15 protein-coding genes and 1 tRNA gene are annotated in these 18,597 nt (G+C 68.5%); 3 read left to right on the top strand and 13 right to left on the bottom strand.

What is annotated here, in order from left to right:
• Positions 1 to 59 precede the first annotated feature (59 nt).
• The 4 genes from ACRYJK_RS09895 to xseA all read right to left on the bottom strand — a co-directional run bounded on the left by ACRYJK_RS09895 (position 60) and on the right by xseA (position 6,079).
• Positions 60 to 3,002, bottom strand: coding sequence for a TonB-dependent receptor domain-containing protein (locus tag ACRYJK_RS09895; protein WP_482667336.1), 2,943 nt, complete (start codon positions 3,000 to 3,002; stop codon positions 60 to 62).
• Positions 3,003 to 3,205: 203 nt separating this feature from the next.
• The gene (locus tag ACRYJK_RS09890; protein ID WP_482667335.1) at positions 3,206 to 4,144 is read right to left on the bottom strand and encodes a M23 family metallopeptidase; all 939 of its coding nucleotides are present in this window, start codon (positions 4,142 to 4,144) and stop codon (positions 3,206 to 3,208) included.
• On the bottom strand, positions 4,144 to 4,368 hold the full coding sequence (locus ACRYJK_RS09885) for a DUF2093 domain-containing protein (protein WP_482667334.1): 225 nt from the start codon (positions 4,366 to 4,368) through the stop codon (positions 4,144 to 4,146). The genes ACRYJK_RS09890 and ACRYJK_RS09885 overlap by 1 nt, the downstream gene beginning before the upstream one ends.
• Positions 4,369 to 4,414: 46 nt before the next feature.
• A complete protein-coding gene (gene xseA, locus ACRYJK_RS09880; RefSeq protein ID WP_482667333.1) occupies positions 4,415 to 6,079 on the bottom strand; it encodes an exodeoxyribonuclease VII large subunit in 1,665 nt (554 codons plus the stop codon).
• On the opposite strand from xseA, the gene purD reads away from it, so the two are divergent.
• From purD to ACRYJK_RS09865, 3 genes are read left to right on the top strand one after another with little or no spacing between them, the layout of a single operon-like run.
• On the top strand, positions 6,041 to 7,300 hold the full coding sequence (gene purD / locus ACRYJK_RS09875; RefSeq protein ID WP_482667332.1) for a phosphoribosylamine--glycine ligase: 1,260 nt from the start codon (positions 6,041 to 6,043) through the stop codon (positions 7,298 to 7,300). The genes xseA and purD overlap by 39 nt on opposite strands.
• Positions 7,301 to 7,309: 9 nt before the next feature.
• On the top strand, positions 7,310 to 7,855 hold the full coding sequence (locus tag ACRYJK_RS09870) for a hypothetical protein (protein WP_482667331.1): 546 nt from the start codon (positions 7,310 to 7,312) through the stop codon (positions 7,853 to 7,855).
• Positions 7,856 to 7,865: 10 nt separating this feature from the next.
• Complete coding sequence (locus ACRYJK_RS09865) at positions 7,866 to 8,105, top strand: hypothetical protein (protein WP_482667330.1); 240 nt, start codon at positions 7,866 to 7,868, stop codon at positions 8,103 to 8,105.
• Positions 8,106 to 8,113: 8 nt separating this feature from the next.
• On the opposite strand, the gene ACRYJK_RS09860 is transcribed toward ACRYJK_RS09865, so the two are convergent.
• From ACRYJK_RS09860 to ACRYJK_RS09820, 9 genes are all read right to left on the bottom strand, one after another.
• Positions 8,114 to 9,409, bottom strand: coding sequence for a hemolysin family protein (locus ACRYJK_RS09860; RefSeq protein WP_482667329.1), 1,296 nt, complete (start codon positions 9,407 to 9,409; stop codon positions 8,114 to 8,116).
• 94 nt (positions 9,410 to 9,503) lie between these two features.
• A complete protein-coding gene (nusG, locus tag ACRYJK_RS09855; protein WP_482667328.1) occupies positions 9,504 to 10,043 on the bottom strand; it encodes a transcription termination/antitermination protein NusG in 540 nt (179 codons plus the stop codon).
• A gap of 25 nt (positions 10,044 to 10,068) precedes the next feature.
• Positions 10,069 to 10,266, bottom strand: coding sequence for a preprotein translocase subunit SecE (gene secE / locus ACRYJK_RS09850; RefSeq protein ID WP_482667327.1), 198 nt, complete (start codon positions 10,264 to 10,266; stop codon positions 10,069 to 10,071).
• Between the two features lie 189 nt (positions 10,267 to 10,455).
• Positions 10,456 to 10,531: transfer RNA gene (locus ACRYJK_RS09845), tRNA-Trp, on the bottom strand.
• Positions 10,532 to 10,614: 83 nt separating this feature from the next.
• Positions 10,615 to 11,088, bottom strand: coding sequence for a copper resistance protein NlpE (locus ACRYJK_RS09840; protein WP_482667326.1), 474 nt, complete (start codon positions 11,086 to 11,088; stop codon positions 10,615 to 10,617).
• A gap of 65 nt (positions 11,089 to 11,153) precedes the next feature.
• Entirely contained in the window at positions 11,154 to 12,527 is a 1,374-nt protein-coding gene (locus tag ACRYJK_RS09835) for an amidohydrolase (RefSeq protein WP_482667325.1), read from the bottom strand.
• A 136-nt stretch (positions 12,528 to 12,663) separates the two neighbouring features.
• Entirely contained in the window at positions 12,664 to 12,963 is a 300-nt protein-coding gene (locus tag ACRYJK_RS09830; protein ID WP_482667324.1) for a hypothetical protein, read from the bottom strand.
• 74 nt (positions 12,964 to 13,037) lie between these two features.
• A complete protein-coding gene (locus ACRYJK_RS09825; RefSeq protein WP_482667323.1) occupies positions 13,038 to 16,160 on the bottom strand; it encodes a M16 family metallopeptidase in 3,123 nt (1,040 codons plus the stop codon).
• Between the two features lie 76 nt (positions 16,161 to 16,236).
• A complete protein-coding gene (locus ACRYJK_RS09820) occupies positions 16,237 to 18,531 on the bottom strand; it encodes a penicillin acylase family protein (protein WP_482667322.1) in 2,295 nt (764 codons plus the stop codon).
• Positions 18,532 to 18,597 lie beyond the last annotated feature (66 nt).

Below are 18,597 nucleotides of genomic sequence, written 5' to 3'. Positions count from 1 at the left end.
CTAGAACGAAAAAGGGCGGCCATTTGGCCGCCCTTTCCGTCTGCGGGTTGGCGATCGCGTTAGAAGCGAACGCGAACCTGCGCGCTGTAGCTGCGACCCAGCGTGTCGTACGTCGACGGGAACGTGTTCCCGCTGTTCGCACTGGTCGAACCGGCCTCCGAACCGACCAGCGGCGGAGCGCGATCAAACAGGTTGAACGCACCGATGGTCAGCTGGAAATTCTCGTTGATTTCGAACTGAGCCGACAGATCAAAATAGTCGTACGCCTTGATCCGGTTAAAGTCGTACGTCCCACCCGTGAGCGGCGACGACGCGCCGGGGGCATTGGTCACCGTCCCGCTGAACAGCGGCCTCAGGCCCGGCTCGTAGCGGACCGGATCGATGTGCCGCCACAGCAATGACAGCGACACGCCATCAAACCCGAGCGTGGTGCGCTGCTGGAACGAGAACTCCGGCTGGATCTGACCCAGCGTCGGACCGCAGTTCGCCGAGTAGAATCCGACGCACTCGCGGGTAGGGGCGCTCGGCGACGACTGGAAGCGAAGATGATGCGTCCAGTTCCCGACGAAGTTCAGGTTCAAATCGAACACGCCGAAGTCGCGACGGTAATCCGCCGTGAAGTCGATACCGGCGGTCGACAGGCGACCGTTGTTCGTCAGTGGCAGAGCCAAGCCAGGCGTGTTCGAAGCCGAACCGCTCAGACGACCGTTCGCCGGGTTCCGACGAATGGCAAGGCAGGCCGGCGACGAAGCCGAGGCCGAGGTGATCGAAGCAAAGCAAGCATCGATGGCGTCGCCCGGCGTCTGCGCGGTGATCGCATCGTTCACAACGATGTTGTAGTAGTCGACCGAGAAGGTCAGCCCGCTAATGAACGCCCGCGGGCTGAACACCACACCAGCGGTGAACGTATCCGCCTTCTCCGGCTGGATGTTCGGGTTACCACCACCCGTGCCGTTCGACTGCCCGGAAGACGGGTTCTGGATCGTACCGATCGCCGAAGCCGGGGCGCCCTGAGCGATACAGATCGCCGCCAGATTGGGGTTGGTCGCGGGCGCCGCGCCGGCACACGGATCAACGGCCAGATTGGTCAGGCCCGTCGAAACCGGCGCGAACAGTTCACCGATGTTCGGCGCGCGAACCGCACGCTGATAGATACCGCGCACACGGAAGCCGTCGAACGGCTCCCAAGTAGCACCGCCCTTGTACGTCCAGGTTTCGAACGACGGGTTGCCCGGCGCCTCGACGTCATAGGACGAGTAGCGGACACCGGCTTCCAATGTCAGCGTGTTGAAGAACGGACGGTCGGCGAGCAGCGGAGCGATGACTTCGCCAAACAGTTCCTTGACCTTGTAGCCGCCAGAAAATGCGGTGACCGCGCCACCTGAGCCGCCCAGCTCGCCCGGGCTCGCCGCGAAGGCGTCCGGCACGCGCTGATAGCCATAGTCGCGATATTCGGCGCCGAGCGCGAAGCTGACTGGCTGATCAACGACGAAGTTGAGACCAAAGTCGCCCGAGAGGATTCCTCGGACCTGATCGAGCGTGGTGTTGATGCGCACCGTGCTCTGACCCTGGAGGAAGGCGACCTGCGCCGGGGTGATGCTGCCCGCCGGGCCGAACAGGTTAAGCGGGACGCAGCCACCGGTGGTGACGGTGCACCCAGTTGTCGTCGAAGCATTCAGGGCCTGCTGGACGCGCGAGCGCAGCACGTATCCCGAGTTGGTCTGCGTCTGCTCACTGCGACCCGAACTCGCCGAAAAGTCGAAGTCGAGATTGTCGGTCACATTGAACCGAACGCCGCCCCGGGCATCCCAGACGTTGTTTTCATAATTGCCGATGCGCGGCCCGAGTTCGACCAGGCGGCGGTAGACCGCCACGGGAATCGGCGTTGCGCCGGTGCAAGTCGCGGCCGCGATCCCCGCCGCAGCGCACAGCTGGGTGCGAAGCGCGGGCGTCAGGTACGGGTTGTTCGCCGGGATGTTCAGCGTTTCACCGAAGATGCCCGACGGCGCGATGATCGACTGGATCTGCGTCTGCGCGAACATGGCGCGGGCGTAGACCTGGATGCCGTCGGTCACGTCGAAGCGCGCCGCACCATAGAGGCTCTTACGCTCAAGCGGCGTCTGGAAGATGTTGTAGGGGTTGAAGTTGAACCCCTGGTACTGCGGCACGAGGCTCGTCGCCGTAGGATCGAGCTGCAGATCGGCATCCGCGAACGAGAAGGTCGTCGGGACCGAGGTGAATGACGCGCCTGACGCACGGCCGCTGGCGGACGAGATGCCGAACAGCGAAATGTCGCGGGCGCCCTGGTAGATCGGGTCCGCTTCGGTGTAGCCCATGCTGAGCACCGCGTTGCCGCGGTCGTCGGCAAAGTTGCCGCCGATGGTGAGGTCGGCGCGGAAGGTGCCGCCGTCACCACGTTCGGTGATGCGATAGCCCGCACGCGCGTCGATGCCCGAGAAATCGCTGCGGGTGATGAAGTTCACCACGCCCGACACCGCGTCCGCACCATAGGTGGTCGAGGCGCCACCGGTCAGCACGTCCACGCGCGACAGGAGCGCGACAGGGATGTTATTGAGGTCGACCGCGCCGTTGGAAAGCGCGGGCACGATGCGGTTGCCATCGAGCAGCACGAGGTTGCGCTGCAGGCCGAGACCGCGAAGGTCGATCGAGTTGGTGCCGTTCGACCCGTTGTTGACCTGCGTGCCGATACCCGGAACCACGCCCGGAATCTGGCGCACGGCCTCTTCAGCGGTGACCGGCGCACGCAGCGTCAGCTCGTTCTCGCTGATGACCTGCACCTGGCTCGACGAGTTGACGTTCGGGTTCCGAATCAGCGAGCCGGTGACGATGATGTCGCCCGCTTCGTCCTGCGCCGGACCTTCCTGAACATTGGCGGCCTCAGCCGACGTCACCTGCGCGTAGGCGGGGCTCGCGATCATGGCGAGGCCCAGCACCAGCGGGGCGGACCCGGCCTTAAACTTTGCGATGCGGTTGGTGTTCACTGCTAAACCCTTTCCCCTGAACGCGGCCTCCCGTGCCACGTCCCCGAAAACTGCCCCCTGGTCACCGCGCACGCCGAACGCGCCCGCACTGGGACGAGGATGGCATGTGACTGACGCGACCACGGGCCGAGGTAAAGCCCTCAAACGGCGACCGAAGTCCTTTTTACTAAAGTTGTGGCACCAGTGTCACAGGAGCGTAACGATCAGCGGTTCTGGCGACCTGCCGCCGACGACATCTCTCCGACTAGCCGCTGCGGATCGATGCGCGCGCCACGCCAGCGCATCGCCCAGTGGAGGTGCGGCCCCGACACCCGCCCGGTGGCGCCGACACGACCGAGCCGCTGGCCCTGCGTGACGCGCTCCCCGGTGCGCACATCGAGCGATTGCGCGTGGAGAAAGGCGCTCGACAGCCCGAAACCATGGTCGACGATGAGGAGATTACCCTCCAGCGTGAAGGGGCTGGTCGCCGCGAGCGTCACCACCCCGTCGGCCGGGGCCACGAACACCGACCCCGCACCCGAGGCGACGTCGACCCCGCTGTGGTAGCTGCCCGGCTGCCCGCGATAGACACGCTGCGAACCGAACAGCCCGGATATCCGGCCCCTCGCCGGCCAGATGAAATTCTGCCGCCATCCGTCCGAGACGATGTCGGTGCGCGCGCGAGCCGCGTTGATCTGTGCCAGCTCGGCGGGGCGGCGGCGTTCGAACTCCGCGTCGCTGCCCGCGCTACCGCGAAAGGGTGCGTCGACATTCTCGATCCGCCAACCGCCCGGCGCGACGTTGAGCGTGAGGAGTTGCACGTCCTGCCCTCGCTCGGCGACGAGCTGCGCCGACGCCGCCGCGTCCCGATCGAGCGCGACGATGAAGCGCCCGTCGTCGGCGACCCGCACCTCTTCGCCGTTCAGCGTCAAGCGGCGCGCGTTGGTACGGCCATACAGAAGGCTGCCCTGCCGCGCCTCCGTCGAATCGAGCGTCAGGGTGAGTGCCGGCTCGGGCACGATCGGCGGCCGGGGAATCGGCGATTGACCCGCGACCGGTGGCGGAAGGGCATCGGCGGAAGAGTTCGAGCGCGGCGTCGTCACGCACGTCGCAAGCAGCGGGAGCGTCCCGGCGAGCGCGACCATCCGCCAGCGTGCACGCATCAGGCCGGGACCCCGGTCTCGGCACGCCGTCCGGTGATCGCCTGCACCGCCAGCGCGCAACTCGCGTAGGCCTGCTGCAACTCGACCGACCAGTAACGCAGCTCGTCGAGCGGGATCGCCTCCCCGGACACGGCGCAGCGCACATGGTCGCCGGGCACCATCACGCGAAATCCGTTGGGCATGTAGCGCAGCTGCGCCTCGCTCGATCGAATGGCCTTCAACATGACGCGATTGTGCCGACGCCGCGAGGAGAGAGCAAGGCGGCGCGGATCAATCGAACAGGCTGCCCTGACCCGCACGCGGCGGTGGCGTCGGCCCCGTCCCTCGCGGGCGGGTGGGAGGCGAAACGGCATCGGTCCGCACCGCGACCTCCCCATCGGCGAATTGCAGCGCCAGATGAGGCAGCTTTTTCGCTACCGCGGCACTTGCGACGACGTGGCGTTGCGGGTCGAGCACGATCGCGTAACCCTTCGCCAGAAGCGCGCGCGGATCGAGGCTCCTGGCGACGCGCCAGAGTCCGTCCGCTTCGGCGCGGGCGCGGGCGAGCGGGGCCTCGAGCAGGCCAAGCTTGAGCGCACCACCGGCCCCCTCCAGCGCATGGGCGGCGCGGGCATGGGCGAGGTCCAGTGCACCCGGCAGCCGCGCGCTTTGCGCTGCAAGTGCCGCGCGGCGCGGGGCGAGCAAACGGTCGGCGCTCGGCAGACGGTCCCACGCTTCGTCGCGGCGCGTGCGCGCCTCCCCGGCGCGGCGGGCGAGAAGGTCGACCCGCAGCGTGCAGGCGATGCGATCGAGCTGCGCGCGCGCATCGCCCGACAGGCGCACCAGTGCCGCGCCGAATCGCTCGCCCGCCTCGTCAAGCCGCTGGCGCTGCGGCGCCACCAGCCGGTCGCGTGACGGGATGCGGTGCGCGCAGTCGCTGAGCCGCTGGCGCCGCTCACCGGCAAGGCGTGCCCAGCCGCGCAGCAGCCGGGCGGCGACGTCGGCGACCCCGGCGGCGAGCTCGGCGCGCACCGGCACCGCCATCTCCGCCGCGGCGGTCGGGGTCGGCGCGCGGCGGTCGGCGGCGTGATCGATCAGCGTGGTGTCGGTTTCGTGCCCCACGGCGCTGATCAGCGGGATGGGGGAGGCGGCGGCGGCGCGCACCACCACCTCCTCGTTGAACGCCCACAGATCCTCGATCGAGCCGCCGCCGCGCGCGACGATGATGAGGTCGGGGCGCGGCACCGCGCCGCCAGCCGGAATCGCGCCGAAGCCGCGGATCGCCGCCGCCACCTCCTCCGCCGCGCCCTGCCCTTGCACGCGCACCGGCCAGACGAGGACGCGCGTCGGAAAGCGGTCCTCGATGCGATGGATGATGTCGCGGATCACCGCGCCGGTGGGGGAGGTGACGACGCCGATCACTCGCGGCATGGTTGGCAGCGGACGGGCGTTCGCGAACAGGCCCTCCGCCGCGAAACGCTGGCGGTTCTTCTCGAGCAATGCCAGCAGCGCGCCTTCGCCGGCGAGCTCGAGACTTTCCACCGCCAGCTGATATTTGGAGCGACCGGGGTAGGTCGTGAGCCGCCCGGTGGCGATAACGTCGAGGCCGTCCTCGGCGCGAAAGGCGATGCGCGCGGCAGCGGTGCGCCACATCACCGCGTCGAGCGTCGCGTCCGCATCCTTGAGGCACATGTAAACGTGGCCCGACGCGGCGCGCTTGAAGCCGGAGATTTCACCCCGCACTCGTACGTGCGAAAAGCCGCTTTCGACCGCCTGTTTCAGCGCCGCAGACAGCGCCGAGACCGACAGGGGCGCCGCATTGTCTCCCCTGCCGCTGCGGGCTACCAGCGCCGCGCGGTCGTCCGGCGCGTCGCCGAACGGCAGACCGGCGCCGGCATAAGGGGAGCCTGACACGAAATGCGCATCCTTCTGATCGGTGGGGGTGGGCGCGAACATGCCCTCGCGTGGAAGCTGGCGCAATCGCCGAGCCTCTCAAAGCTCTACGCCGCCCCGGGCAATCCGGGGATCGCCGAGGTGGCGGAACTGGTCGAGCTGGATGTCGGGGATCACGCTGGCGTGGTGGCCTGGTGCGCGAGTCACACCATCGACCTGGTCGTCGTCGGGCCGGAGGCGCCGCTGTGCGCTGGCCTTGGCGATGCGCTGCGGGCGAGCGGCATCGCGGTGTTCGGCCCCGATGCCGCCGCAGCGCGGCTCGAAGCGAGCAAGGCCTTCACCAAGAGCATCTGCCAGCGCGCCAACATTCCGACCGCGGCATGGGTGCGGGTGACCGAAGTGGCGGCCGCGGATGACGCCATCGCACGTTTCGGCGCGCCGGTGGTGGTCAAGGCCGACGGGCTCGCCGCGGGCAAGGGGGTGGTGGTCGCCACCGACGCGGAGATGGCCCGACAGGCCGCGCGCGAGGCGCTGGTGGACGGCCCGGTGGTCATCGAGGAGTTCCTCGAAGGCGAGGAAGCGAGCCTGTTCGCGCTCAGCGACGGGCGAACCGTCGTCCCCTTCGGCAGCGCGCAGGACCACAAGCGCGTCGGCGAAGGCGACACCGGCCCCAACACCGGCGGCATGGGCGCCTACAGCCCTGCGCCCGTCCTGACGCCCGAGCTCGAAGCCCGCGCGATGGCGGAGATCGTGGCGCCGACGGTAGCAACGCTGGCGGCGGCGGGGCACCCTTATGTCGGCGTGCTCTACGCAGGGTTGATGCTCACCGCCGACGGACCAAAGCTGATCGAATATAATTGCCGCTTCGGCGATCCCGAATGTCAGGTGCTGATGCTGCGGTTCGCCGGCGATTTCGCTGCGCTGGCGTTGGCGGTCGCGCGCGGGACACTGGCGGAGTTTGGCGCGCCGCGCTTCAACGACGACGTCGCGGCGACTGTAGTGGTGGCGGCGGAGGGTTATCCGGGGACGCCCGCGAAGGGCGGCGCCATCCGCGGGCTCGACGCGGCGGCGGCGGCCGGCGCGACGGTCTTCCACGCGGGCACCGCGCTCGATGCAAAGGGCGCACTCGTGGCGAGCGGGGGACGGGTGCTGAACGTCTGCGGCAAGGCACCGACGCTGCGCGCGGCGCTCGACGTCGCCTATGCCGGGGTCGACGTAATCGACTTCGCCGACGGCTTCTGCCGCCGCGACATCGGCTGGCGCGAGCTCGCCCGGCTGGGGTAAAGGGGCTCCATGATCGACCTTTCCGCCATCGACCCCGCGCTGCTGTGGGGCATCATTATCGCCGCGGCTCTGCTGCTGACGGCGATCTTTGCACGCCTGTTTCTACGGCGGAGCAGCACCAATCGGCGCCCGGAAGCGCCCCCGGCGCCCCGCCCCGAAGGCCGGCTCGAACCGCGCCGGCCGGAGATCGAGGCGGCGCAGCGGGTCGAGTTCGAACCTCCCCCGCCGCCGGTCGCGGTGCCGGTGGCGAGCGATCCCGAACTCGCTCACGAACGGCCTGCGGTGGCGGCGGCGGTGGGCGACCCCGACCCGCTGACCCGCATGAAGGGGGTGGGGCCGAAACTGTCGGCGCGACTCGCCGAACTCGGCATCACCCGTTTCGACCAGATCGCGGCGTGGAGCGACGCCGACGTGGCCGAAGTCGACCGCTTCCTTGGCAGCTTTCAGGGCCGCATCGCGCGCGACAACTGGGTCGAACAGGCCCGCCTGCTGAGCGCAGGGGACGAGGCCGGTTACGCGACCCGTTTCGGCGCGGTGACACCGGGCAGCCAGTAGCGGAGGCGAAGTGGGCCCGCTGCCGCTACTCCTGTTGGCGGTTCCGATCGTCATCGCCATCGGCTTCTTCGCGCCGATTTGGTGGCGAGCGGCGCAGAGGGCCGACCGTGGAGTTCACCGCACCGGTGGCGGCGGAGAAGCTTTTCCCGACGCCCACGATGACTCGCGCGCCGAACATGCCGGCGAGGCAGGGGACGGTGGCGAAAGCGGCGGCGGCGGTGGCGGCGGAGATGGCGGCGGCGGCGACTGACGCCTCGCCTAAAGCGGGGTGACGATCAACTTGTCGATCTTGCGTCCGTCGAGGTCGACGATCTCGAACCGCCAGCCTTCATAGTCGAACGTCTCCCCCACCGCGGGAAGGTGGCGCAACACCGCCAGGGCGAGGCCGGCAGCGGTCGCATAATCGCGGTCTTCGGGAAGGTCGATGCCAATCCGGTCCGCCAGCGCGTCCGCGCTCGCCGAGCCTGACACGATCAGCGAACCATCCTCGCGCACGACAAAGTCGGGTTCGGTGCTGTCGTCGGAGCTGACCCCCTGCACGCCGCTGATCGCGGCGATCAGATCGCTCGGCGTCACGAGGCCTTCGAAATGGCCATATTCGTCGTGAACGAACAGCATCGGCACTTCGCTGGCGTGGAGCCGCGCGAGGGCGTCCATGGCGTCGAGCTGTTCGGGTACAACCGTCACCTTGCGCACCAGCTGGGCGACGTCGCCGTTTTCGCCGTTGAGAAGCGCGACGGCGACATCGCGCGCCTGCACCACGCCGACGAGACGATCGACCGCGCCTTCACCCACCGGCAGCCGGCTGTGCGGAACGTCGGCCAGACGGCGGGTCAGTTCCTGCCGGTCGGCGTTGATGTCGATCCATTCCACCTCCTTGCGCGGAGTCATCACCTCGCGCACCGGGCGGTCGGCGAGCCGCACCACGCCCGAGATGATCGCGCGCTCGCTTTCCTCGATCACGCCCGATTTAGACGCTTCGGCAACGACCATGTGCAGCTCTTCGGCGGTCACCCGGGAGTCGCTTTCGCGCTGCATGCGCAGCAGGCGAAAAATGAGCGCGCTCGAGCCGTCGAGCAGCCACACCAGCGGCGCCGTAAGCCGCGCGAGCCAGCGCATCGGAAGCGCGACGACCGCCGCGATCGCCTCGGGCGAGCGCAGCGCAAACTGTTTCGGGACGAGCTCGCCGATGACCAGGCTGAGGTAGGTCGTCGTGCCGATCACCGCGATCAGCGCGGCAGTGCGCGCGGTGGCGGGCTCGAGCCCCAGCCCGCTTTCGAGCATCGCGCCCACCGGCTCGCGAAAGCTCGCGCCGGAATAGGCACCCGCAACGATGCCGACGAGCGTGATGCCGATCTGAACCGTGGAGAGGAAGCGCCCCGGGTCGGCGGCAAGGTCGATCGCGGTCTGCGCCCCGCCCCGGCCCTTGCGCGCCATCGCATCGAGGCGCGGCTTGCGCGCCGATACGATCGCCAGTTCCGACATCGAAAGAACGCCGTTGATCGCGATCAGCGCCAACAGGATGGCTAGGTCACCCCAGGGAAACGCTGACAATGTCGATCAATCCGCTGCACCCGATCCAGTCGGGCGACCCTTCCTAACATGGCACTCACGCCGCACAAGCGGGCGCCTTGGCATGGGTTGGCGATTACTTGATGCGTTCGACCTGATCGAATTCGAGTTCGACCGGGGTGGCGCGGCCAAAGATCGACACGCCGACCTTGACCCGGCCCTTGTCGAAATCGAGCCCTTCGACGATGCCGTTGAAGCTCGCGAACGGACCTTCGAGCAGCTTCACCTGGTCGCCGATCTCGTAATCGACCTTGATTTCCTGCTTCGGGCGCGCGGCGGCCTCGTCGCGGATGTTCAGCATCCGCATCGCCTCGCTCTCGCGCACCGCCTGCGGCTTGCCCGCCACACCGAGGAAACCCGTCACCTTGGGCGTGTTGCGGATGAGGTGATAGACATCGTCGGTCATCACCAGCTTGGCGAGGACATAGCCCGCCATCGACGTGCGCTCCGACTGGACGCGCTTGCCGCGTTTCACCTCGGTCACCGTCTCGGTCGGCACCTCGATCCGCTCGATCAGCTCGGCGAGACCCATGCGCTCGGCCTCCACATGGATCGCCTCGCGCACCTTGTTCTCGGAGCCGGAGTAGGCGTGGATGATGTACCAGCGCGGATTCATCGAAAATCGTTTCCCGAAATTTGGCTCAGGCGGCGAGCGACAGCAGCCAGCGCACGAGGCCGGCGAACACGGCATCGACGCCGAGGAAGAAGATCGACAGGATGACGGTGAAGATCAGCACCATGATCGTCGTCGCCATCGTCTCGCGCGATGTCGGCCAGACGATCTTGTCCATTTCCGTGCGCACCTGGCGAACGAATTCGCCGGGACTGGTCTTGGCCATGCTATTCCATCCTCATCGGTCCGCGCGTCGCGCCCAAGCTGCCGCACGCCTCGCCGGGGCGGCCGGTTCTCCTCGAGGATGACGGCCGGCGACCCGATGGACGCATGACAAGAGCGCGACTGTCGCGAAGCGCCGCCCTTTAAGCGAGCGCGGCGACGCGCGCAAGCGAGGCAGCCGCCGGGCCGGGACTGGCAGGGGCAGAGGGACTCGAACCCACGACCCTCGGTTTTGGAGACCGATGCTCTACCAACTGAGCTATACCCCTGCGCGTCCCGCGCCGCGGCGAAGGCGCGCGTTACCGAGACTTGGGGATGGGCGCAAGGTGGGGGCCGTGCAGCGCCGCCGTCTTCAACGCGCGCGGCGCAAGACGTAAAGCTCCGCCATGGTGCCGCTGACCGGCTCGCCATCGAGCTGCAATTGCCGCAGAGCGCCGGCCTCGATGCGGTAACGCCGCGCGTCGCCGGCGCTGTCGAGCGCGATTTCGGCACGCTGCGCATCGTGAGCGTATCGTCCGCGCTCCTCGCTCGGCGCCTCGCCGGATTCGCGATATGTCTCCTTCAACACGTAGCTCCCATCCCCCGCGAGCGTCAGTTGCGTATCGATTCCGGGGCAGGAGGCGCAGGGCACCGTTCCCGCATAGGTGCCGAGCCAGGGCGCGTTGGCCGGAACCTGATTGGCGACCGCCCCGGTCGGCGCGCCGGCAGCGCTCGGAACATTTCGCCCCCCCCCCGGCGTGCCGGCGGTGTCGGCGACCGGCGCGCGCTCGCACGCGGCAAGCACCAGGGCGAACGGGGCAGAGAGGACGACGGTCGAAAAGCGCATGATCAAACCCTGACGGTGGTTCGCCGCGGCAGTCGACGGCGCAGCTAATAAACGCGCGGTGGCGCTCAAGGCTGCCCCGCCGCGCGCCCCGCCTCACGCGGCATCAGCGACATGGCCATCAGGCTCATCGCTTCCGAAGCGGTGGCGATGACGGTCTCAGCCTCGGGCGCCCAGTTGGGGGAGTGGATCGAGGGGAGGCGCGCGCGTCCGGCCTGCGCCGCCGCCCACTGCGCCTGCGGCACCCCGCCGACCCAGAAGATCAGCGTTTTGATATTGTTGTCGGCGCGGTAGATTTCGCTGAAATCCTCCGCACCCATCGAAGCGGGCACGCGGGTCACACGGTCTGCGCCGAAGTGCCGGCTGGCGAGCGCCGCCATCTGCTCGGTGAACTCGGGCAAATTGTAGGTCGCGTTCGCGCTCTCGTTGCTGACGGTTACCTCCGGCATACGGTCGTCGGGCATCCCGGCGGCGATCGCTTCCCCGCGTGCGATGCGGCGGATTCCGTCGAGCAACAGCTGCCGCGTCGCGTCGGAATAGCTGCGCACGGTGATCTGCAGCCGCGCCTCTTCGCCGATGATGTTGTGCTTGGTCCCGCCGTGGAAGCTGCCGACGGTGACCACCGCCGCGTCTTGCGGATCGACCTCGCGGCTGACCAGAGTCTGCAGCGAACCGACGATGCGGCTCGCCAGCACGATCGGGTCGCGGGTGGTCTGCGGCATCGACCCGTGCCCGCCGATGCCCTTCACGAGAATGTCGACGCTATCGACGTTGGCGAGCGCGAAACCGGGCGTGTAGCCGATCTGTCCAGCGGGAAGGTTGGCGGCGTCGTGGAAGGCGATGGCATAGTCCGGCTTCGGCCAGCGGGTGAACAGCCCGTCGGCGATCATCGCCCGGGCGCCGGCGACGGTCTCCTCCGCCGGCTGGCCGATCATCACCAGCGTGCCCGACCAGCTCGCCCGGTTGGCCGCCATCCGCCGAGCGGTGGATATCCACGCGGTCATGTGCGTGTCATGCCCGCAGGCGTGCATGACTCCGGTCTGGGTGCCCCCCGCAGCGGTCGCAGTGACGCGGCTCGCAAAGGGCAAGCCGGTGGCTTCGGTGACTGGCAGAGCGTCCATGTCGGCGCGCAGCAGCACCGTAGGGCCGAGACCGTTGCGCAGCACCGCGACGACGCCGTGCCCGCCGACGCCTTCGGTCACGGTGAAGCCCGCCGCGCGCGCTTCGCGGGCCATGCGGGCGGCGGACTGCACCTCGTTCCCGGCAAGTTCGGGGTTGGCGTGGAGCTGGCGGTAGATGTCGAGCAGCGACGGCATATCCCGCGCGATGTCGGCGCGAAGGCTGGCCGCTGCGGGTGAAGTGGTCGGCGCCGGTTGGGCAATGGCCGGCGTCGCCGCCCCCAGCAGGAGAGCCAGCGAAGTGGTGCGCGCCAAGCCTGTCATATTATTCCCTCCCCGACTTTTACAGGATGGTGACGGCGTCTTGGCGCGGGAGCAAGCGTTGCGTCGCGCGTCCCAAACGCGAAAGGGGCGCCCGGATCGCTCCGGACGCCCCTGTAAGGCCTTTGCGGCGAAGGCGTCAGGCCTTGCGCGTGCCGGTCATCGGCATCGAGCCGAACGCACCCGCATTGACCGTGCCGGTCAGCGTGTCGCCGTCGATCGTCGCCGTGCAGTCGAGCGTCATCGGCATCGGCACCTTCATCTGCATCTTCCAGGTGAGCGTGTTGCCGTCGACCTTGCCGTCTTCGACCTCGAGGCTGCCCATCTGGCCGGCATTTTCGCCGGTGAACGTCGAGCCGTCCGATTTCACGGTAAACACCGACTTCTGGTCGCCCATCGGCGATTTGGTCACGCAATCATAGCTGCCGTCGATCGACATTTCTCTCGTCCTTCCTCAGTCAAAGACGCGGGGGGCGGCAAAGCCCGACCCCCGCACCGGGTCCATTCAGCGGCTCAACGCCCACCGAGCGTCGCGGGGTCCACGACCTCGATCGGCATGCCCAGCCCTTCAAGCTGCGGGCGCACCGTCGCGGCATTGCCGACGACGATGTACACGAACTTCGCCGGATCGACCTGGCCGCGCAGCGACGTGTCGAGCTGGCCCGCAGTCAGCGAGCGGTAGCGGGCGGGCAGGCGCTGATAATAATCGTCCGGCCGCCCGCGTTCGACGATGCTGATGATCCCGCCCAGCACATCACTGCTGGTCTCGAAACTACCGGGCAGCTCGCGCACCTGGCCGTTGATCGTGCGGTCGAGCTCGTCCGCGGTGATGCCGCCGGTGCCGACGAAGCGCGATACTTCCGACTGGATTTCGCGGATGGCATCGCCGGTCTTGTCGGCTTGGACCGGAGCGGAGACGGTGAACAGCACGCGCTCCTCCTGTCCGCCGACGGACGAGCGCGAGCCATAAGACCAGCCCTTCGATTCGCGCAGGTTCATGTTGATGCGCGAGAGGAAGTTGCCGCCGAGCACGTCGTTGGCGGTCTGCAGCGGCACGAGGTCGTCGCGCCCGCGCGCATCGAGCACCTGCGCTGCGGTGATCACCGACTGCGGCGAGTTCGGTCGGTCGATCAGCAGGATGCGCTGGCGCGGCGCGGGCACGGCGGTCGAGAAATCCTTGACCCCCTTGGCCACCGCAGGCGCCTGCCAATTGCCGAGCGTCGCGTTGAGATCGCGCACCAGGTCCGCCAGCGCCACATCGCCCACCGCGTAGATGGTGGCATTGTCGGGACGCAGCCAGCGCTGCTGGAACGCGATCATGTCATCGCGGGTGAGCGCGCGCACCGAACCCACCGACCCCTGCGCCGACACCGACCCGTAAGGGTGCATCGGACCGTAGAGCGTCGGGAACAAGGCCCGCTGCGCCAGCCCGGCCGGACTGTTGAGCGACGCGGCGATTCCGGCGAGCTGGCGCGTGCGCAGTCGTTCGATTTCCGCAGGCGCGAACGCCGGGTTGCGGATCACGTCCGCCAGCAGCGCCAGGCTCGGTCGGAGGTTGGGCGCCAGTGCATACAGGCCGAACGCGCTGTTGTCGGCGGTGATGGACGTCGAAATCCCCGCCCCCAACCGCTCCTGCGCCATCGCCAGCTCCTCGGCGTCGAGGCTGGTGGTTCCTTCCTCCATCACTGCCATGGTCAGTGCCTGGAGACCCTGCCGCTCTTTCGGATCGGCCGCGGCGCCGGCGTCGAAGCTGACCTGCAGCTGGACCGTCGGCACCGTCGAGCGGCGCGCGAAATAGACCTTGATGCCGTTGGCGAGCGTCGCGCGCTCGATCCGCGGGAAGTCGAGCTCGCGCAGCGGCTGCAGCGCGGGTGGCTGGAGCCGGGTCGCGGGCCGGGCCGGAGTCGTCGCTGCCGCCGCCTGAGCTGCGGGCGCGGTGGTCACGGGCGCGGCCGGCGTTGCAGGACGCGGCGCTGGCGCCGGACCGGCTGGCGTTGCCGCGGGCTGACCCACCGGCGTCGGAGCGGTCTGCAATGCGACGCGCGGATCGCGAGTCGTTGCAAACGCGCCGGTCATCACCCCGCTTAGCCCCTGCCCCATGGCGCGCTGCTGCGCGCTCGTCGGGGTCACGCGATAGGAGGGCGCAAACGCCGCTTCGAGCGCCGCCTCCGGGCTCGGCACCCGCGACGGGGTTGCTCCGCCGCGGCCTTCACCGCTGTCCGTGCGCGGGCCCGGCTTGTAGGTGAGGCTGAACACCGGACGCGAGGTCCACTGGTTCATCGCCGCCTGCACCTGCGCCGGGGTTGCGCTCACGAAACGGTTGAGCTGCGTGCGAAAGAAGCTCGGGTCACCCGAATAGAGCTGGCCCTCGGCGAGCGCGGTCGCCTTGCCGCCGAAACCACCGACGGATTCGAGCCCCGACAGCTGCCCCGACAACGCCGACATGCGCGCGCGCTGCAGTTCGTCTGCGGTCGGGCCCGCGCGGCGGAAGTCCGCCACGATCTTGTCGAGTTCGCGGTTCAGCGCGGCAAGATCGGCACCGGGCTTGAGATCGGCCGACACGATGAACAGGCCAACGTCGCGGAACCCCTGATACCCCGCGCTGACGCTGGTCGCGAGTTGCTGCCCGCGGACTAGCGCACTGTCGAGGCGCGAGGAACCGAGCCCGCCCAGCACGCTCGCGGCGAGCTGGAGGTTAGGCGCTTCGGCGCTGGTCGAACCCGGCACCGTCCACATGCGGAAGATGCGCGGATTGGCGATCTGGTCGGTCACCTCCTTGGCGAGCGGCGCGGGGAGCGTCGGGATCTCGATGCGCGGCTGCATCGGGGTGTTGCCCCGCGGGAAGCCGCCGAACCACCGCTCCACCATCGGCCGCGCCGTCGCGGCATCAATGTCGCCCGCGAGCACCAACACCGCGTTGTTCGGGCCGTAATTGTCGCGGAACCAGCTACGCACCCGATCGAGGCTCGCGCTGTTGAGGTCGTCCATCGAACCGATGGTCGAATGATAATAGGGGTGCCCCTGCGGGAACAGATTCTCGAAGATATAGTAGCGCAGCAGCCCGAATGGGTTGTTGTCGCCCTGGCGCTTTTCGTTCTGCACCACGCCGCGCTGGTTATCGAGAGTCGCCTGAGTCACCGCGGGGAGGAGGTTGCCCATGCGGTCAGCTTCCATGAACAGCGCGCGTTCGAGCGCGCCGGTCGGAACCGTCTGGAAATAGTTGGTACGATCCGCATTGGTCGTGCCGTTGGTATCCGTCGCGCCGATCTGCTGAAGTCCGGTGAAGAAATCGCCCGGGTTATTCTCCGACCCGTTGAACATGATATGTTCGAACAGGTGCGCAAAGCCGGTCGAGCCCGCCGGTTCGAGCCGCGAGCCGACATTATACCACGTCGACACGGCCACCACCGGCGCCTTGCGGTCGGTGTGCGTGATGACCGTCAGCCCGTTCGGCAGCGTGAAGCGTTCGTAGGGGATTGCGATGCGGTCCACCAACGCGCGGATGGCGGGGTCGGCTGCCGGAGCGGCGGCGCGCTGGGCGGCCGGTGCGCGCGACCCATAAAGCTGGGCGTTCAACGTCGCCGGGCTGAGCGCCACAGCGGCCGCCAGCGTCGGCAGAATCAGTCGACGAAGCATAGCTCTCTCAAATCCTCTCGAGGGGAATTTCGGTGAATGGCTTAGCGGTTGCACGCGCGACGACAAGCCACTTAGATCAAGGGCGATAAATTCTCGGGTTGGTCGCAAACAGGTCGGCGGGCTCGAACAGCACGCGCTTGGTTTCATGCCGCACGAAGGCGCGCGCCTGATCGCTGTGGTGCGGCGAATCCGGACGCCGCGTCGCCGCGCCGAACGGCTGGATCGAGCGCGAGGCCACGCGCCCGGCGCGGTCCCAGCGCACGAACATCAGGAAACTGTCGCCGTGCCGCACGCGCAGCCGCCCGTCGGGGTCGGCATCCCACAGCGTCGAGGCGCGCAGCGTGTCATTACCGCCGTCGAGCGGCAGGTCGACATAGCTCGGCCCCTCCCCATGCCGCAGCCGCAGCACCTCCCCCAACGGAGGGTCGATGCGGCCAAAGTGCGTTTTGAGGTGGGCGACGGTCTCTGCCAGCACAGCACGCGCATCGACCCGCTCACCAGTGCGCTGGTAATGCGCGCGGTTAGAGGGCCGCAGCACCATCAGCGCGAGCGCATCGGCAGGCCCGCGCCCGTCGAGGTTCCAGTCCCATCCCGCGAGCAGCCGCTGCGCCGCCGCCAGTTCAGCTTCGCGTGACAGGTCGAGCGCGGCGATCTCGTTCATGAACGCCAGGGCATAGCCTTCGCGCGCATAGGCGGTATCATATTTCATCGCGCGCAGCTGCGGCCAGTCGATGCGCGGCGTCACGTCGAGCAGCGCACGGGCGCGGAGCGAGCGGTTGGTCTCGTCGAGCTCCACCCCTAGTCGCGGGTCGACGCTCGCGGGGTTCATGTCGCTCCCCGTGCCCGCCGCATTGAAGGGCGTGTTGTTGGCGTTGAAGACAGCGCCCGAGCGCGGGCTCACCAGCGCGGGCACTCGGTCGAACGGCAGCGCGCGCGTCCACAGCGTGCGGCTGGTGTCGCCGGGGAGGATGCCGCGCCAGTCATAGCCGGCGGGGCGGTCGGGAAACATCGCGTTGTAGAACATCCCCACGCGGCCGGTGCGGTCGGCGTAGATGAAGTTGGTGCCCGGCACCCCTTGGGCCCCCATCGCCGCGCGCCACTCGTCGAAATTGCGCGCCTTCTGGATGCGGTAATATTGGGTGACCATGTCGATCCGCCCGATCCCGGCGTAGCGCACCGCATAAGCGCCGCTGGCGTTGCGGATGATGGGGCCGTGGACGCTGCGCTCGATGGTGCGGGGGATGGGGAGCGTGAACGGGCCGAACTTCACCCGCAGCCAGACGCGGCGCTGCTCGATCGGCCGCCACACGCCATCGAAGCGATATTTGTCGCCGCTCTCGTCCAGCGTCAGGCGATAGACGTCGATCAGGTCCGGGCGGTTGACGGTGTTGGTCCAGCCAAGATCGCGGTTGTGGCCGAGAAAGGGGTAGGGCGAACCCGGGAAGGTCGCTCCGGCGAAATCCCAACCCTGCCGCGAATGCACCACCAGCTCGTACCAGGCGACCCCGCCGGTCCAAGGCTGGTGCGCGTTGCTGACCAGCCACGTCGACCCGTCACTGGTGCGCGATGGCGCGATCGCCCAGGCGTTGGAGCCGTTCATCCCCTCGCCCGAACCGAACAGCGGACCGAACGCGGCGGTGGTGCTACGCGGCGCGCTTGCGTCGATCGGCGCGGCGGGCGCGCCAGTCGGCGGCGGGGTGGTGCGGGTGGGCGCGCGCACCGGGGTGAGGCCGGGGATCGGCGGCCCGCCCTCGCGCGGCAGCGGCTTGCCCTCAACCAGCGCGCCGAGCACGCTGTCGAGCCCGAAGAAGAACGGCGAGCGGATGGCGAATCCCGCCACCACATCCTGCGGCGTCACCGGGAACAGGCCCCGCAACCGCTGCTCCTGCGGGTGCCGCTCGGCATAACGGTTGAGGCCCGCGGCATAGGCGGTGAAGATCGCCTTCACGTCCGCCGGCAGCGCATCATAATGCCGCAGGGTCGCCCCGCGTCCGTCGATCAGATAACCCGCGACGTCGGCCTTGGCGCCCTCCTCCCCAGTGATCGCCGCCAGACGCCCGCGCGTCATCGCGAGCACCTCTTCCAGCGTCGCAAAATCATCCTCCGCATGCGCATAGCCGACTCCGTAGGCCACATCGGCGTCGGTCGCCCCGAACACATGCGGCACCCCCCACGCATCGCGCGCAATGCGCACGTCGGTGGGGGTGTAGGGGACCGCAGCGTAGCGCGTGGCGGTGAGCGGCTCCCACAGGGTGAGGGCCAGCGCGGCGGTGGCGAGGAGGGCGAGGATCGCCAGCCCTACGCGCCTTAACCGCGGGCGTCGTCCGCTGCTCTTTGCGCGGCCAGCCGCGACCAACTTTCCTTCACTCATTCGAACGGCGTAACGCTCGCCGAATATCGCTACAAGCGCGACGAGGACGTCGGCTCGCGACTCCAT

The sequence above is a fragment of the Sphingomonas sp. BLHR8 genome, assembly GCF_056821725.1.
Note: the sequence above shows the minus strand (reverse complement) of the source record. Positions and strands in the feature narration are given on the sequence as shown.

Coding starts and splice junctions, on each gene's coding strand:
- secE (WP_482667327.1), bottom strand. CDS start 10,266: ATGGCCAAGACCAGTCCCGGCGAATTCGTTCGCCAGGTGCGCACGGAA.
- ACRYJK_RS09890 (WP_482667335.1), bottom strand. CDS start 4,144: ATGCGTGCACGCTGGCGGATGGTCGCGCTCGCCGGGACGCTCCCGCTG.
- ACRYJK_RS09830 (WP_482667324.1), bottom strand. CDS start 12,963: ATGTCGATCGACGGCAGCTATGATTGCGTGACCAAATCGCCGATGGGC.
- xseA (WP_482667333.1), bottom strand. CDS start 6,079: ATGTTCGCGCCCACCCCCACCGATCAGAAGGATGCGCATTTCGTGTCA.
- ACRYJK_RS09835 (WP_482667325.1), bottom strand. CDS start 12,527: ATGACAGGCTTGGCGCGCACCACTTCGCTGGCTCTCCTGCTGGGGGCG.
- ACRYJK_RS09840 (WP_482667326.1), bottom strand. CDS start 11,088: ATGCGCTTTTCGACCGTCGTCCTCTCTGCCCCGTTCGCCCTGGTGCTT.
- ACRYJK_RS09825 (WP_482667323.1), bottom strand. CDS start 16,160: ATGCTTCGTCGACTGATTCTGCCGACGCTGGCGGCCGCTGTGGCGCTC.
- purD (WP_482667332.1), top strand. CDS start 6,041: ATGCGCATCCTTCTGATCGGTGGGGGTGGGCGCGAACATGCCCTCGCG.
- ACRYJK_RS09885 (WP_482667334.1), bottom strand. CDS start 4,368: ATGTTGAAGGCCATTCGATCGAGCGAGGCGCAGCTGCGCTACATGCCC.
- ACRYJK_RS09870 (WP_482667331.1), top strand. CDS start 7,310: ATGATCGACCTTTCCGCCATCGACCCCGCGCTGCTGTGGGGCATCATT.
- nusG (WP_482667328.1), bottom strand. CDS start 10,043: ATGAATCCGCGCTGGTACATCATCCACGCCTACTCCGGCTCCGAGAAC.
- ACRYJK_RS09820 (WP_482667322.1), bottom strand. CDS start 18,531: ATGAGTGAAGGAAAGTTGGTCGCGGCTGGCCGCGCAAAGAGCAGCGGA.